At 73.7% G+C, this 391-nt stretch carries 1 protein-coding gene; it reads left to right on the plus strand.

The genetic code is table 11. The features are described 5' to 3' along the window. Positions 1–28 precede the first annotated feature (28 nt). A partial coding sequence (locus G3I71_RS49605) for a protease inhibitor I9 family protein (RefSeq protein WP_203733276.1) occupies positions 29–391 on the plus strand: 363 nt, incomplete at its 3' end.

Raw genomic sequence — 391 nt, forward strand, 5'->3', positions numbered from 1 at the left:
GTGGTCGATTTTTGAGAGGGAGTTCCGTATGCGTGCGATCCCGGGTGTGGGCCTGTGCCGTCCAATCCTGCGGCCCGTGTTGGTGGCCGCCGCCGTTCTCGTCGTCCCGCTCGCGGGGGTGCCCGTCGCGTACGCGGCGCAGGTGGTGGAATCCGTACGTCCGGGCGACGAGGCGCGGACCGAGCCGTACATCGTCACCCTCGCTCCGGACGCCGACCCGGAGCGGGTGATGGACGAGACCGGGGTGACGAAGGTCCGGTACGTGTACCGCAGCGCCGTACGGGGCTTCGCCGCCGACCTCGACGCGGCGCAGCTGGCCGCCCTGCGCGCGCACCCCGCGGTGGTCGGCGTCGAGCGGGACGGCCGGGCCGTCGGTGCGCCGGTCGAGGGG

This window comes from Streptomyces sp. SID12501, from assembly GCF_010550245.1.
GTDB lineage: Bacteria > Actinomycetota > Actinomycetes > Streptomycetales > Streptomycetaceae > Streptomyces.